Here is a 14,461-nt window from a genome sequence, read left to right on the forward strand (position 1 = left end):
TTGGGGATCGTTCATCCGCGTACTCCGTGGTTTGCCATGGGCACCAGCCCGTAGGGGTTCTTCGATACCGCGGCCGCGAGATGAGCCAACGTGGCTGCCGGATCCACCCGTGCGAGGTCGATCGGCAGGAAATCCACGCGGTCGGTGGCCAGCCGGACAAGGTCGATGCGGGTGTCGTGGCCGGTAGCGGCATCGACCGTGTCGACAGCGACGGTGAGTGCGATGCTGTCGATGATCTCTTCCCGATCGGCTTCGAACACTTCGTGCGCTGTCCGCAGCGCGGTCTGCGCGATCGCTGATGCATAGCGGCGCTTGACCTCGGCCACTGGCAGAGTCGTTGCGGTGATCTCGTCCGTAGTCTTGTTGTAGCGGAATGCCTTCGTTGTCGGGAAGGCGTCGGGATGCGGAGCCAACACCGTGACGCGTAGTTCGCGGTCGCTCGCATCGAAGGAGTGCTCGTAGGACACTTCGAACGCTTCGGGATAAATCGAGTTGGCCAGCACGATGCCGACGTACTCGTCCATTGCGTCGGGCCGACGCTCACGTAATCCAGCGATGAGCCGATCCAAGCGCGCGTTCGATTCCTCGACCTGACGGCGACGTTCCGTATTTGCTTGCTCGAGCCGTCGCCGAGCATCGCCAAGCTCCGCGACACGCGAGGCTTCCTGCTGTCGCCACCCGGCGCGAAATTCTGCGTTCGCGGCGCAGGTCCGGGCGAGTGTCAGCTGCCACTGTTGCACAACGTTGAAGTACTCCCGTTGCGCCGCCTCCAGTTGGGTGGCATGCCTGCGGTTGCCGCCGAGGGCGCCGCTGAGACCCGACGGCGGTGCGGGCGGCACGAAGACCGGGCGATCCGGCAGGGCGTGGTAGCGCGGGGCGGGTGATGGAGTGAGCAAATCGGAACGATCGAACGGCAGGTCTGGGGGCGATTCGCGCAGTGACTCGAGGTCGACCCAGTCATCGACTTCCAGCGTGGCGTCCAGCAGGTGGTCGATCGCGTCGTAGGTGACGGCGAGCTGCGCGTTCCTCTCTTCGGCCTCTGCCTCTCTGGCGGCGATGTGGGCGAGTTTCGCAGCCTTCTCAGCGGCCGCGCGTTCGGCCGCCGAGGCACGCATGGCGGCGGCCGCAGCTCGTTGCCGCTCCTGCGCGAAGCGTTGCGCCTCCCGGACAGCCATGTTGTGGGCACGCATCGCTGCCCGCTGCTGCTGCGCCTGCCGCTGCTGCGCCAGCCTCTGCTGGTGCTGCAGTTCCGCGAAGAACCCCCTGCGCCGCGCCACCCCGGAAACACCCTCTTCCGATATCGACATGAGCCGACCGGACAACCCCGGCCTGCAATTACTGTCGCGACAGAACCATCTCTGTTACAGGCGCCACACCGTAGTTCTCCGGCTATGAACGCTCGAGCTCGTCGTGGCTCATCGGCAAGGACGCGCTGTCCCGTCAGCTCCTGCGCAGCACCCCGGCAGGGCTGAGCCGGTGTCGGCGATGGAGACGACGCCCGCGCTCGAGGTGCTCACTGAACTGTCGGGTTGAGAGCCGCTTCCTCCAAGTCGGCGTGCGTGGCGCGGCGCGCGATGCCGGCACGGCGGGTGGTTCCGCTGCGCCGGCGCATTGGAGCTAATGCATCGAATGCTGGCTGTGGAAGTTCCACGCATCACGCACGATGTCGGTGATGTCTGGTTTCTGTGGTGTCCAGCCGAGTTCGCGTTGTGCGAGTTCGGAGGAGGCGTAGAGGGTTGCGGGGTCGCCTGGTCGTCGTGGTGCTGTCTCGATGTCGAACGGTATTCCGGTGATGTCTTGGATGGCTTGGATGACTTGGTGGTTGGAGTAGCCGATGCCGTTGCCGAGGTTGTAGATCTTGTGTTCGCCGGGGTGGATGTTGTTGAGGGCGAGGAGGTGGGCGTGGGCGAGGTCGGTGATGTGGATGTAGTCGCGGATGCAGGTGCCGTCGGGGGTGGGGTAGTCGTCGCCGTAGAGGGTGAATTTGTCGCGGTGGCCGAGGGCGGTGTCGAGGGCGAGGGGGATGAGGTGGGTTTCGGGGTTGTGGCGTTCGCCGATCATGGTGCCGTCGCCGCAGTCGTGGGCACCTGCGACGTTGAAGTAGCGCAGGGAGATCGCGCCGAGCGTGGAGGCGCGGGTGTAGGTGGTGATGGCTTTGTCGATGGCGAGTTTGGTGTCGCCGTAGGTGTTGACCGGGTTGGTGGGTGAGGTTTCGAGCAAGGGGAGTTGGGTGGGTTCGCCGTAGACGGCGGCGGTGGAGGAGAAGACGAGCTTGCCGACGTTAGCGGTGTGCATGGCGTCGAGGAGGGCGAGGGAGGCGCGGGTGTTGTTGTCCCAGTGCCATTCGGGGTGGTGCATGGATTCGCCTGCGGCGATGAGGCCGGCGAAGTGCAGGACGGCGTCGTAGCCGGCGGTGGGTGTGAGAATTTGGGCAATGTCGTGGACGCGCAGTCGGATGAATTCGGCGTCGTGGGGGATTTGGCGGTCGTCGTTGCGGGAGAGGTCGTCGATGACGGTGACGTCGTGTCCGGCGTCGAGGAGCAGGCGTGTGACGGTGGCTCCGACGAATCCTGCACCCCCGGTGACCAGGATTTTCATCTGACCTGCACTTTCATGGCGAGTAGGTGGTCGTGGATGGTTTGTTTGTGCGCGCGGAAATGGTCTTCGGGGCTTTCGCGGCGTGCGCTGCCGGTCCAGCCGGTGATGCGTTCCCAGGCGCGCTGCTTCACCGTAGTCAATGCGATCGGGTCGGGTGTGGTGTGCCATGCGTCGGCCATGGCGCGTGCGAGGGCGTGGACGGTTTGGTGGTGGCGGGCGACGATTCGGCCGCTGCTGGTGACGGCGTAGCGGGTGTAGTTGACCGCGTCGGGGCGTGGTTGTCCGAACTCGGTGTCGAACCGGGTAAAGGCGTAGTGGAAGTAGGTCCAGGCCGGTGAAGTTGATCTTCGGCGGCACTCCGAGCCGGGGCGGGGCGGCGCGCTGCGGCATCGATGCATCGGCGGACCTGCGCCGGAATTCGTGCCCTGCCCGCAGTCGCTGATGACGGCGCTGAGCCAGTGTTCGGGCACGGGTGTCCGGAGGATGACTTCGGGCTTAACAGCCAGATAGCTGTGACCGCGTGGGGCTCCTTGCCGCCGACGCGGCGGTACCGTGATGGTGTGTCGGAGCGGGGGATCGAATTCAAGCCGGATGCGGATGATCCGAAGCGGGTGAAACTGTACAGAGGTCTGCCACAGGGCGTTTCCCGGGCCGAGATCACCTACCGCGCCGAGGGTGGTTTCCGCGGTACCCGACTCGTACGCTGTTCCGAGGCGGAGTTCGCGCAGCTTCGCACCGCCGTCGACGGGGTCTACGAAGGGCCGTGGAGCGAAGCCCGCCGGATAACGGTGTCGGAAGCCCGGCATTACATCGACCAGGCGCAACGGCGGATCGAGCAGCAAGAAGCGGAGATACGCCGCAGGCGGGAATCCGTTGACCTGACCTGCCCGTGGTGCGAGCGGCAGCGCACCTACCTCGGCATCCTCGGTTTCATCACCGGACATACCGGCTTCATGACCGACCACCCCAGCGAGCTGGGCCAGCAGGTCGTCCAGCAGCATGCCTACCGGTGCGATCGGTGCGGCTCCATGCAGCTGTTCGCCGACGGTTTCCTCACGCACCCGTTGCCCGGCAGGAAGCCGTCGTAGGCGCGGCGTCGCAGCGGTGACTCCGCGTTGACTACGCTGACGCGGTGCCCCAATCCGTGCCACTGACGAGACTTCTCGATGACGCGGGCTTGCTGTCACTCGAGCATCGGCTCCACCTCGAAGACGTGCTCGGCGCACACGTGTGGGAGGTCGACCTGGAAGAACGCCGACTCGAATTCGCGGGCGACGAGGGCTCGTTCGTGTGCACCGACGTCCATCTGCTCGGTACGGCCGACGCCGAGACGTGGCTGTGGGGGTGGGTCAATCCCTGGGGTTACCCGCGTTCGCTGCTGCGTGCCTCGGAGACGGTGCGCGAGTTCGGCGTTCGATACGGTGTCGCCGAATTGTGTTCGGCCGAACTGCCGGTGGTGCTGGGTGGCGCGGCCCCGGAGCCCTATCAGGTGGCGGGGCTGATGGCGGACGCGGCGAAGATCGTCTGTGGGCGCTGGAACTCCTACTGCGGCGTCATCGATGGCGCCTGCGTCGCGTTTCTGATCGACCATCCGGCGTTCGAACTGCCCGCGCCCACCCCCTCGGGTCTCGCTCGCGTCTTGGCCTATGGTTTCGGCGCACTGCCGCTGACCGATCACCGGCGCGCCGTGTACAGCTACCTGAACCGGCGGGGTCTGGCCACCGAATTCCTCGACGACTACCGGTGGCTGGAATTCGGCGGCGACGGTCTGGCGGGTGAAGTGGAGTTCGACGCTTCCGGCCGGATCGCGAGCCTGGATATCCGACTCGCGACGGAGGGGATCGATTCGCCCGTGGAGGCGCGGACGCAGTCGGCCTCTTCCCACTGACCGTCCATCCGGCCGGACGGCGGCGGCCTGCCGCGGTCAGTTCGGCGGGAACTCCCGCTGGAACCAGTCGAGGATCTCGGGGAGGGCAGTCCGGGCCGATCCGGCGTGGTCCACCTCGCCCAGGTCGCGCAGCGTCGCACTGCCGCCGGCGAGAGCTCGCAGGCAGTGCTCGGCGTTGGGATAGGGGACGGCGCGGTCGCCGTGGGAAGCGTAGAGGCGGACCGGCACCCGTGGTTGCCAGTCGCACGTGCCGTCGCTCTCGGCGACAGCCGCGGCGGCTGCGCCGGTCGGGTCGGTGGCCAACTGGAGGAAACGCGGGGTCAGCACTTGCGCGGGGGTGGCGGCCAGCGAGGTCACGATGGTGATCTCGCTGTGGAAGCCGTCGAAGAGTTCTTCCACTTTGTCGGCATAGGGCTGCTGGAAAGCTTCGGTCGGATCGTCGTAGAGCGGGTGGATCCGGTTCATCGAAGTCAACCAATACGAGAGGAACAGCACCGCCGCACCCGGTACGACCCGTCCGTCGAGCGCGGCGGGCGCCTGGACGTGCTGGAGGTCGTAGGGGCCGCTGATCGGGGCCAGGGCGGCGACCCCGAAACCGGGGATCGTTCCGGCGTGTAGCGCTTTGCCGAGCGCCATCGCGGCGTGGCCGCCCTGGGAGAAACCGGTCACCAGCACATTCGGGTCCAGCTCCCGGTGCTGTTGTGCCGCGAGGGATTCGGCCGCGCGGAGCAGGTCGGCCGAGGCGCTCGTCTCGGAGGGCGCATGGGTGTAGGGATGCGTTCCGGGACCGTTCCCGAGGCCCAGGTAATCCGGTGCCGTCGCCGCGTACCCGGCGGCGGCGAACGCCACCGCGCGCAGCCGCTCGGAGAGATTGCGGGTGTCGACCGACGGCGCGTCGCTCTTCAGCGTGATGGTCCCGTGTTCGTAGCTGACCACCCGCAGCCGCCGAGAGTCGCTGCGCGGCAACACCACCAGCCCGCTGGCGGTGGTCGGCTCGCCCTGCGGGGTGATCGTCCGGTAGTCGAGACGAAAGGCGTCGACGCCGTTACGGACGGGCGTGCGGATATCGCCGTCGGCCAACAGCGCCGCGGTCTGCTCGGGCGGCAGACTCAGCAGGGGAGTGGTCGATACGATCGCACCGCGGTCAGGCGGCGATTCGCGCTCGGTGTCCGCGCACCCGGCGGCGGCGCCCAGCAGGACGACCAGCGCGACCAAGCAGCGCCTCAGACGGTCCATCCGGGAATCCTCTCGATGATCATCGGGTCCGCTCCATCATCGCGCTTGTACCGGCGGATGGGCGGCTCCCGCGGTCACTCGAAGATCGCCGAAGGCTCGGGCGCGGCGGGCCCGGTCGACGATCGCGCCGCGATCGTCTCTGCGAGGCCGTGTCCAGTGGGTTCGGTGCCTGGTCGTAGCCAGCAGATTCACCGAGGAGTCGCCCAGTCGATAAGTAAATCGCTGTTCTGGATAGATTCATCTATCTACCAGCCCAGACTCGCGATATGTTATGGGATATTATTAGTGATCCGGGTAGCCTGGTGTGATTGCTGCCTGCACGACGCAGGGCTGTCGAGGCTATCCGGTCGAAGCTGTCCGGTCGGCGCCGACACGCGGAGGTGGCCGATCGAGGGTTACTACCCGAGGAGTGGGTGTGGGCACGGTACCGGCGAGCGCGACGACCGAGATCTACTTCCGTGCGGCGGCCGCCGCTTTGGTCGAGGCGGCGACGGTGCTGGCTGATTTCGGGTGCTCCCCGGTCGACGTGTCCGGCATTCTCCATCGGTTGCGCCGAGTCGAGCACGCGCTGGGCGTGATCATGGCCAACCTGAGCGCTGCCCTGGCGTCCGGGCCGGTGGCCGCCGACCGCGCGCGATTCTCCGAACTCGGCGAGGCCCTCGGCCGCGTCCTGGAGCGCACGCACGAGGCGGCCGCCCTCGCGGACGGCTATGTCATCACGGCGGTGCCGGACGAGGTGCTCGAGGTCGTGATGACGATAGGTCGCTGCGCCCAGCTCACCGCCGCTGCGCTGGGGGCTTGCGAGCAGCCGCTGCTCGGGTCGTATCGCGCCGAGCTGCTGCGCCTCGCGGTGCATGCCGAGCGGACGTTCACCCGGTGGTCGCTGGCGCGGCCGCGCACCGGCGGGGACCCGACGGCGGAACTCGGCGGCGCGCTCGTCTCGGTCGTCCACTCGTTCCTGGCGGTCGGCCACGCGGCGGCAGTCGTCATCCCGGCGTGAACGGCCGGGTAACCCTGCGGGCCGCAGCGAGAATGGACCGCATAGTACCCATACCGATATGTGGCCATAGATTCTTCCGGCTAGGTTGCTGTCACCTGGGTGAATGCGGCTTTAGTTAGTGGTTGTTCATATCGTGTGATAGAACTCACTGGCGAAACGAAGGGGACTGCTCGACATGCAACCAACAGCCAAGCAACGCGCGGCGATGAACCTCATCTGCGACACCTTCAACCCGGGCGACGGGCTGACGCTGCCGTCGGCGAGCGCGCTCGGCGCCGTCGATACCGTCTTCGAGTTGCTGGGCCGCAATCCCCGCGAGGCCGAGAAGAAACAACTGGCCACGCTGCTGAACCTGTGGGATTCGCGGCTGGCGGGCCTGCTCACCGGCAGCGGTCCCCGGCGTTTCTCCACACTGACGCAGGAGCAACGGGAACAGGCGTTGCTGCGGCTCGCCGATTCCCGCATCGAGGCGGTGCGGGTGATCTTCCAGGCGCTCAAACAAGCGTCGCTGCTGTCCTACAACATCACCCCCGGCCCCGCGGGCGTCAATCCGCTGTGGAAGGAGATCGGTTATCCGGCCCCTGCCGGTCCGCTCCAGACCGCGCCCGCGCCCGCGCTGTCTCCGCTGCGCTTCGGCGAAACCACCGAACTGCACTGTGATGTCGTGGTCGTCGGTTCCGGCGCCGGAGGCGGTGTCGCGGCCGCGGTGCTGGCCGAAGCGGGCCTCGACGTCGTCGTGCTGGAACGCGGAAATTATTACGACGACCGGGATTTCGGCCTGGGCGAACTCGGCGGGCTGAAGCACCTGTACGCGCCGGGCCCGCCCGGTTCCACCGAAGGCCAGATCACCCTCGTCGCGGGCACCTGCCTGGGCGGTGGAACGGTCGTCAACTGGAGCACGTCCTTGCCGACGCCGCAGGACGTCCGGGCGGAGTGGGCCGCGCTGGGCGCCGCCCAGTTCGCCGAGCCGGAGTTCGACGAAGCGCTCGAGGTGGTGCGCCGCCGGCTCGGCGTCACCGAGCAGCGGTCGGTGTTGTCCGCCCGCGACGGTGTTCTCGAACGCGGCGCCCGAGCGCTGGGCTGGGAAGTGGATACCCTGCCGCGCAACGTCACCGACGCCTGCGATGCCGGTGTGGAGTGCGGTCGCTGCGGATACGGCTGCCGGTTGGGCGCCAAGCAGTCGGTGACCAAGACCTGGCTCGCCGATGCGGCCGATCGCGGCGCGCGGCTCGTCGTGGACGCCGATGTGCGGCGGATTTCCGTGCGCGGCGGCCGGGCGCAGGGCGTTTCCGCGGTCACCTCCGACGGTGTGGCGATCGAGGTGCGCGCTCGGGCGGTGGTGGTGGCGGCCGGAGCGATCCAGACTCCGGCGTTGCTGCGGCGCTCCGGGTTGCGCAACGACAACATCGGCCGCCACTTGCGCCTGCATCCGGCAGCCGCGGTGTTCGGCGTGTTCGAGGAAGAGATCCGGCCGTGGGAAGGCGGCTTGCAGACCAGGATCTGCCGTCGGCACAGCGACCTGGACGGCGACGGCTACGGCGTGATCTACGAAACCGGCCCGATTCATCCCGGTCTCGCCACCGGGTTCATGAGCTGGCGCGGCGCCGAGAACCATCGGGCCACCATGCTCGATTTCGCGCGTTCGAACGCGATCGGCATCATCACTCGTGACCGCGACTCGGGCACCGTCTCCGTCGACCGCGGCGGTGAGCCGATCGTCAACTACCGTTTGTCGGATTACGATGCCGCCCATCTGCACACCGGGTTCGAGGGGGCGGCGAGCATCCTGGAGGCAGCGGGCGCGCAGCGCATCTTCTCCGGGCACCAGGCAGGCGTCTCCTATGAGCCCGGCCGGCGTGGGTCGCATGCCGATTTCGCGGCCGCGTGCCGGGCCGCCGGGTACGGTCCGGGACAGTGTTCCCTGGGCGCGCTGCACATCATGGGCTCGGCACGGATGGGTGGCTCACCGGAAACCTCGGCCACCAACCCGGACGGCGCCACCTGGGAGGCGGCGAACATCGTCGTCGCCGACGCGTCCTGCTTCCCCACGGCGTCGGGCGTCAATCCCATGGTCTCGATCGAGGCGATCGCCTACATGAACGCGAAACGGCTTGCCGCGCAGCTGGTCTGAGTAATCGGCCGGTCGGTCAGAGCGCGCGGATGCCGTCGAGCACCGCGCGCAGGAGGCCGAGATCCGACTCCGGTCCCGTCGCGGGCGGGGCCGACCGGCAGATCAGCCTGCCGTCGTCGAGCAGGTCGCCGATGAGCACCTTCGTCATCGTCAGCGGCAGGCGCAGTCGCGCGGATACCTCGGCCACCGACTGCGGAGTGCGGCACAACTCCACGATCGCCGCGTATTCCGGTTCGGTGCGCCGTAGCGCGGAGCCGGGCGCGCCGTCGACCACCAGGGTGACCAAGTTCAGTTCCCGGCGCACGGCACGACCCCGGCCGCGGGTGATGGCGAAGAGCCGGACCAGCGGACCGGCGTCTTCCTCGTACCAGGGATCGTGCTGATAACTCATGGCCGTGTCGAAGCGGGCGGGTGCGGGCGCGTATCGACCGACAGGTGGGTTCCGACTCGCTGCACCGTCTGATTCATCTCGTAGGCCACCATACCCATATCGGCGGTCTCGGACGCCATCAGCGCCAGGCACGCGTTGGCCCCCGCCGTGGTGACGAACAGCACCGCGCGATCGAGTTCCACCACCGTCTGGCAGACGCCACCGGCGTCGAAATGGTGGCCCACGCTGCGGGACAAGCTGTGCAGTGCCGATGCCATCGCGCAGAATCGCTCGGCGTCGGCCTTGTCCAGCTGAGCCGAATGGCCGATCAGCAGCCCGTCCGAGGACAGCAGGACCGCGGACTGGGCTCCGACGAGTCCGGCGACCAGCTCGTCGAGCAGCCAACCGAGGCCGGTTCCCTGGGAAGTAGTCATCGTCGCCTTCTGAATGTGTATGGAATTGCGGACTAGTCGAGGTCGGGACGCTTCCGGCGTCCCTGGCGGGTCCCGCTCTCGATGGCACTCATCAGATTGCGTGCTTCATCGGCGGTCCGTTGCCGTGTCGGTGCCGCGGCGGGCGGCGCCGACTGCTCGTCGGGAGACTGGCGGCGGCGGCGCGGCAGCGGCGGCCTGCCATCCGGAGCGGGCTCGATGTGCGGCGCGGCCCCGGAGTCGGATCCGCGACTGCCGTCGGTGTGCGGGCCCTGCGCCCAGGACTGCTCGGAGGGCGAGGTGAACCATGCGGACCGTCCCGGGACCGGTGCGGGCCGAGGAGGCGCGCTTTCCGGCGCCGGTGTCTGTACGGGCTCCATACTGTCACCGTCGTTGTGTTCGGGTGACTGCGTCCCCGACTGTAGAAGCGCGTTGGGAATCAGCACCACCGCTCGCACGCCGCCGTAGACCGATTCACCCAGACGCACCGAGACACCGTGGCGGTGAGCCAGTTTCGCGACCACGAACAATCCCAGCCGGGTATCGCTGGACAGGGACACCACACTGAAATCGGGCGGGTTGGACAGCAACTCGTTCCGCGCGGCGAAGTCGGCCTCCGACATGCCGAGGCCTTGGTCGATGATCTCGACCGCCACACCGCGCCCGACGATGACGCCGGACACCTCGACTCGCGCCTGCGGGGGTGAGAAGGCCGTCGCGTTGTCCATCAGCTCGGCCATCAAATGGATCAGGTCGGCTACGGCGTTGCTCGATACCTGGGACTCCGGCAGCCTGCCGGTCTGAATGCTGGCGTAGTCGAGGCTTTCCGCGACGGCGGCGCGGACCAGGTCCAGCAGCGGCACCGGCTTGCGCCACCGCCTGCCCGGCTTCTCGCCACCGAGGATGATGAGGTTCTCCGCGTTGCGCCGCGCCCGCGTCGCCAGGTGATCGAGCTGGAACAGCAGCTCGAGCTGGTCGGCGTTCTCCTCCTGGCGCTCGGCCTGATCGAGCAGGGCGAGCTGGCGATGCACCACGACCTGGCTGCGATGGGCGATGTTGAGGAACACCGCGTTGACGCCCGCCCTGGTCTTCGCTTCCGCGACCGCGGCCGACACGGCCGCGACATGGGCGCGGTTGAAGGCGTCGGCCACCTGGCCCAATTCGTCGGTACCGAAATCGAGCCGCGCCAGTTCGGTCTCGGAGTCGAGGTTCTCGCCGCGACCGAGCCGTTGCATGACTTCGGGCAACTGCTGGTCGGCCAGTTCCAGGGTGTCGCGCCGCAGTCGCCGCATTCGTGCGATGAATCGGTTGGCCAGCACCAGCGCCGCCAGGAAGGCGAGCGTCGCGACCAGCAGCACCGCCGCGCCGCCCAGCATGGACTGCTGCGCGGTCCGGTCGCCGCGCTCGCGGGCGATGGCGTGCGCGTCGCGGCTCTGGTCGTCCCACAGTTTCAACAGGTTCGTCCCGACCTGGCCGGAAGCCTCCTGCCACGCCGCGACATTCATGGGCAACGGCTCACTTCGCGAGGTCGAGCGGCCGCTCTGGGTTCTGCCGGTGCCCTCGCGAGTGGACTCGTCGAAGTCGGTACCCGCCTCCACCGGCCCCCGCAGCAGCACGGCGTCCTGCATCGCGATCACTTTCCGATAGGCCGGTCCGCCGGTGATCTCCTGGAGTTGAGCCAGGCGCTTGCCCTTCAGGACGCGGCCGGCGTATGCCACCTGACCACGGAATTCCCCGAGCAAACGGCTGAATTCGGTCAACTGCTCCGGAGTGTGTTCGCCGACGGTCACCGCCACCGCGCCCAGGGTGTCGGCCATGGACAACGCTTCGGCCGCGCGCAGGGGCTCGACGCCGTAGCTCAGCTCCATGGCGATGTCGGCTTCCGGCGCCACCCGCGCGGCGAGTGTCGACGCGGCGATGATCGTGCCGATGACCCCGCTGAAGACTTCGAACACCTCCTTCGGCGGGGCCTGCCGGCTGTCGACCCCGGCGCGCAGCGTCGGAACCAGCGCGAACAGCTTGTTGTAGCCTTCGATGTCGGAGGCGGACCCGCCGGGATTCAGTTTGCGGGCGGCATCGCCTTTGGCGATCACCGCGGCCAGCGCCGCGTCCGAGCGTTGACGCGCGGCGGTGAGCCCGCCGACGATTTCGGTGTCACCGGCCAGATACAACAGCGACAAGCGCCGCTCCTCCTGGAACGACTGCACCATGAGAATGGCCGGCGTCGTCGTACTGCTGGCCAGCTCCGCCCATTCCTTCGCTGCCCGCGCGGAGTGCACCAGGTAGCCCGCCGCACCCACACCGATCGTGAGAAGTGTGACGCTGGAGATGAGGACGATCGCCAGCAGTCGTACCCGGACACCCACTCGACCACGGACATCACGCTGGCTCGACCGAACCACTCCCACAGCGGATTCGCGTAGCTCAGACCACTTGCTCACGGCTTGAAATGCCTACCTCTGACACGGCCCCGCCCGGCCCGGGCGGCACCTCACCTGTACCCGACCGAAGAATAACGAAAGTGTAGCGGTTCGATCGCGAATCGTATGGTTTTGTGATACTCGACAAGTGAACGGCAATTACTCCTGAATTTCGCTGTGCATGCTGTAGGACGATTAGAACCGCCCGCGGACCGGCAATCGCCGGTCAGGGTCGCAGCAAGCGTGTATGACGGGACCGCAGCCGTTCGAATCAGAGCGATTCCCTATTATTAACTTATCGCCGGTTCTTGTGGTTATTCCGTCAGCGGGCTCGGCGAACGCCCGCATGACGGCCGCTCTGCCAGGTCATGCGGGCCTGCCGAGCTCGACACGGAAAACACACTTATCCGTGCTGATCCAACCGGGCGATGATATAGCGTCGGTAGGGAATTCGAGTTCCCGCCACTGGTGACGATCCGCCGTCCGATCGGTTCCCGGAACTCGGCCTGCCGTCGGCCGGGCAGCGGATCCTCGGGCATCGGGCGCTCCCGGCGGAGCGCCGGTCACCGCGTCACGGGAATCCGGTGGCCCGCAACTCCAGCGCGGCGATGACGCAGTGCAGGATCTCCGCGGAATCCAAGCCCGGGGCGCGACGACTTCGGCGGTCCGCGAGAAGCTTGCCGGTTTCCCGGTCACTCCGCGCGTCGATGACGGCCTCGGGCCCGTACGCGAGATGCAGGCCGCCGGGAACGGTGCCGGTCGCCCGGCAGGCTCGGAAGAACGCGTGGATCGCGTCGATGGCACCGTCGATGCGAAGGGTCGCGGGGCCGCGGCTCGTCCGCCTGGCCGGCATCGGATCGCCCACCCAGCAGACCGGGGTCTCGCACGCGGCGGCCGCGGCGAACAACGCCGGAAGCGTGTCGAGGGTGCGGGCGACGCCGAGCCGAGGCACGAGTGTGAGTCTGCCCGGTAGCCGCTGCGGATTCAGCGCCCGGCACAGGCGCTCGACGTCGTGCGGGGTGGTCGTGGAACCGAGCGCTACCGCGACGGGGTTGCCGACACTGGCGGCGAATCGCACCCGCTCCCGCGCGGGATTGCCGATCCACACCAGGTGCGCCGAACGATCCCACCACAGCCCGTCCGGTCCCTGGCGGGTCGATGCGGCGGCGTGCGGCAGCGTCGGCTCGCGCGAGATACTCAGCGGCGCAATCGAAGTGTGCAGTTCGTGAGCACCCGGCGGGGCGACCGCGGCGACGGGCAACAGTCCGCCGACCGTGCGGAGCAGATCGCGTCGCACCGGCTCGCGGCACCGATCCGCCGCCCGGTGCAGCATGCTCACGCACAGCGTGAGCGGCAGGCGGTCACCGGGCCACTCGCCGAGCGCCTCGGCGGCGCGAAAGTATCCGGGCTGCCGCCTGGGCGCTCGTTCTATGGTGACGGCCGTTTCTCCCAGCACATGCGCCATGACCGCCGCTGCGGCGTGCGTCAGCGCCCGGCGGTCGGCGACCGCGGTCTCGCTCCCTGGCGATGTACCGTCGCGCCCGCCCAGGTGCAGCACGAAACCCTCGCCTCGAGCGACCTTCGCCAAACTGGTTGTGAGCGAGTTGCATTCGTCGGGGTGAACCAGGGTGGGCATCGGCCGCGAACGCCGCGCGCCGTTCGGTGAGGTGGCGGACACCTCGCCGTGCCCCACCCTGTCCCGGAGATCGTGCATGGGGAACAGTTGTCCCGGAATTGCGGGCGATGCCGGCCCCGCGAGCGCCGGTTCGTCGGCCCAAGGCTGATCGTCGCCGGTCGTGGCGGTGAAATCGGAGGGAATGACGTCGGGATTGAACGATTCCCGGATATAACAGAGTGGCTGGTCTCCGAGCAGCATGACGTACGCGCGCGCCGCGCACACCCGGCCGTCGGGCCACGTTGTCACGCCGGTGCGCAAGAGGTGCCGCCGCTGGGATACCCCACGGGAGATCAAGCCGGACCCGATCGGCGTCCCGACATCGTCCAACCCCGAAGCAGCCGCGCCCGAGCGCCCGGCGACGACGTAGTTGACGGACGCGGTGACCAAGTCGGCGTTGACCAGGCAGGAGTGGCGCACGAGGACGCGATCGGCACCGGACACGCGCAGGGCATCGGTGACGGCGCTCGGCAGCAGCCCGGCCGCGACAGCGTCTTGGCGCAACACCCGCACGTGCAGGTCGGTGCCCAATATCGCGGACAGGGCGGGCGTGGTGAATCCGTCGCTCGCCAGCAGCATTCTGGTCAGAGGGTGGCCGAATCGCCTTATTTCGCTGTGGTTTCGGAAGCCCGAACCACCGGGCGGGCAATCACCCGGTGGTTCGGGGCCGGTGTGCGTGATCGTCACGACCGGCTCCGTGCACTGACTATCA

11 protein-coding genes are annotated in these 14,461 nt (G+C 67.9%); 3 read left to right on the forward strand and 8 right to left on the reverse strand.

Features of this window, described 5'->3' with window-relative positions; all coding sequences use genetic code 11:
* Positions 1–11 precede the first annotated feature (11 nt).
* The 3 genes from ABZ803_RS20310 to ABZ803_RS20320 form a co-directional block, all read right to left on the reverse strand.
* Complete coding sequence (locus ABZ803_RS20310; RefSeq protein ID WP_357040265.1) at positions 12–1,307, reverse strand: hypothetical protein; 1,296 nt, start codon at positions 1,305–1,307, stop codon at positions 12–14.
* 310 nt (positions 1,308–1,617) lie between these two features.
* Positions 1,618–2,598 (reverse strand): UDP-glucose 4-epimerase GalE, encoded by a 981-nt coding sequence (gene galE, locus ABZ803_RS20315; protein WP_357040268.1) that lies wholly within the window; start codon positions 2,596–2,598, stop codon positions 1,618–1,620.
* Positions 2,595–3,659, reverse strand: a complete 1,065-nt coding sequence (locus ABZ803_RS20320; RefSeq protein ID WP_357040271.1) for a hypothetical protein — start codon at positions 3,657–3,659, stop codon at positions 2,595–2,597. Before ABZ803_RS20320 ends, galE begins: the two co-directional genes overlap by 4 nt.
* Positions 3,660–3,730: 71 nt before the next feature.
* Here ABZ803_RS20320 and ABZ803_RS20325 point away from each other — a divergent pair, with 71 nt between their 5' ends.
* Complete coding sequence (locus ABZ803_RS20325) at positions 3,731–4,486, forward strand: DUF6882 domain-containing protein (RefSeq protein WP_357040274.1); 756 nt, start codon at positions 3,731–3,733, stop codon at positions 4,484–4,486.
* Between the two features lie 36 nt (positions 4,487–4,522).
* On the opposite strand, the gene ABZ803_RS20330 is transcribed toward ABZ803_RS20325, so the two are convergent.
* On the reverse strand, positions 4,523–5,722 hold the full coding sequence (locus ABZ803_RS20330; protein ID WP_357040277.1) for a hypothetical protein: 1,200 nt from the start codon (positions 5,720–5,722) through the stop codon (positions 4,523–4,525).
* A 415-nt stretch (positions 5,723–6,137) separates the two neighbouring features.
* Here ABZ803_RS20330 and ABZ803_RS20335 point away from each other — a divergent pair, with 415 nt between their 5' ends.
* Positions 6,138–6,722, forward strand: a complete 585-nt coding sequence (locus tag ABZ803_RS20335) for a hypothetical protein (RefSeq protein ID WP_357040280.1) — start codon at positions 6,138–6,140, stop codon at positions 6,720–6,722.
* Positions 6,723–6,897: 175 nt separating this feature from the next.
* Positions 6,898–8,853, forward strand: coding sequence for a GMC family oxidoreductase N-terminal domain-containing protein (locus ABZ803_RS20340; protein ID WP_357040283.1), 1,956 nt, complete (start codon positions 6,898–6,900; stop codon positions 8,851–8,853).
* A 16-nt stretch (positions 8,854–8,869) separates the two neighbouring features.
* Here ABZ803_RS20340 and ABZ803_RS20345 read toward each other — a convergent pair whose 3' ends face one another.
* The 4 genes from ABZ803_RS20345 to ABZ803_RS20360 all read right to left on the reverse strand — a co-directional run bounded on the left by ABZ803_RS20345 (position 8,870) and on the right by ABZ803_RS20360 (position 14,436).
* Positions 8,870–9,244, reverse strand: a complete 375-nt coding sequence (locus ABZ803_RS20345) for a DUF742 domain-containing protein (protein WP_357040286.1) — start codon at positions 9,242–9,244, stop codon at positions 8,870–8,872.
* Positions 9,241–9,657, reverse strand: coding sequence for a roadblock/LC7 domain-containing protein (locus ABZ803_RS20350; protein WP_040872147.1), 417 nt, complete (start codon positions 9,655–9,657; stop codon positions 9,241–9,243). Before ABZ803_RS20350 ends, ABZ803_RS20345 begins: the two co-directional genes overlap by 4 nt.
* 32 nt (positions 9,658–9,689) lie before the next feature.
* Positions 9,690–12,020, reverse strand: coding sequence for a nitrate- and nitrite sensing domain-containing protein (locus ABZ803_RS20355; RefSeq protein ID WP_357040289.1), 2,331 nt, complete (start codon positions 12,018–12,020; stop codon positions 9,690–9,692).
* Between the two features lie 625 nt (positions 12,021–12,645).
* The gene (locus ABZ803_RS20360) at positions 12,646–14,436 is read right to left on the reverse strand and encodes a 3-deoxy-7-phosphoheptulonate synthase (RefSeq protein ID WP_357040292.1); all 1,791 of its coding nucleotides are present in this window, start codon (positions 14,434–14,436) and stop codon (positions 12,646–12,648) included.
* Positions 14,437–14,461: the final 25 nt, after the last annotated feature.

Source organism: Nocardia sp. NPDC047648, assembly GCF_040642815.1.
Classification (GTDB): Bacteria; Actinomycetota; Actinomycetes; order Mycobacteriales; family Mycobacteriaceae; genus Nocardia; species Nocardia gamkensis.

Coding starts and splice junctions, on each gene's coding strand:
- ABZ803_RS20310 (WP_357040265.1), bottom strand. CDS start 1,307: ATGTCGATATCGGAAGAGGGTGTTTCCGGGGTGGCGCGGCGCAGGGGG.
- galE (WP_357040268.1), bottom strand. CDS start 2,598: ATGAAAATCCTGGTCACCGGGGGTGCAGGATTCGTCGGAGCCACCGTC.
- ABZ803_RS20330 (WP_357040277.1), bottom strand. CDS start 5,722: ATGGACCGTCTGAGGCGCTGCTTGGTCGCGCTGGTCGTCCTGCTGGGC.
- ABZ803_RS20340 (WP_357040283.1), top strand. CDS start 6,898: ATGCAACCAACAGCCAAGCAACGCGCGGCGATGAACCTCATCTGCGAC.
- ABZ803_RS20345 (WP_357040286.1), bottom strand. CDS start 9,244: ATGAGTTATCAGCACGATCCCTGGTACGAGGAAGACGCCGGTCCGCTG.
- ABZ803_RS20350 (WP_040872147.1), bottom strand. CDS start 9,657: ATGACTACTTCCCAGGGAACCGGCCTCGGTTGGCTGCTCGACGAGCTG.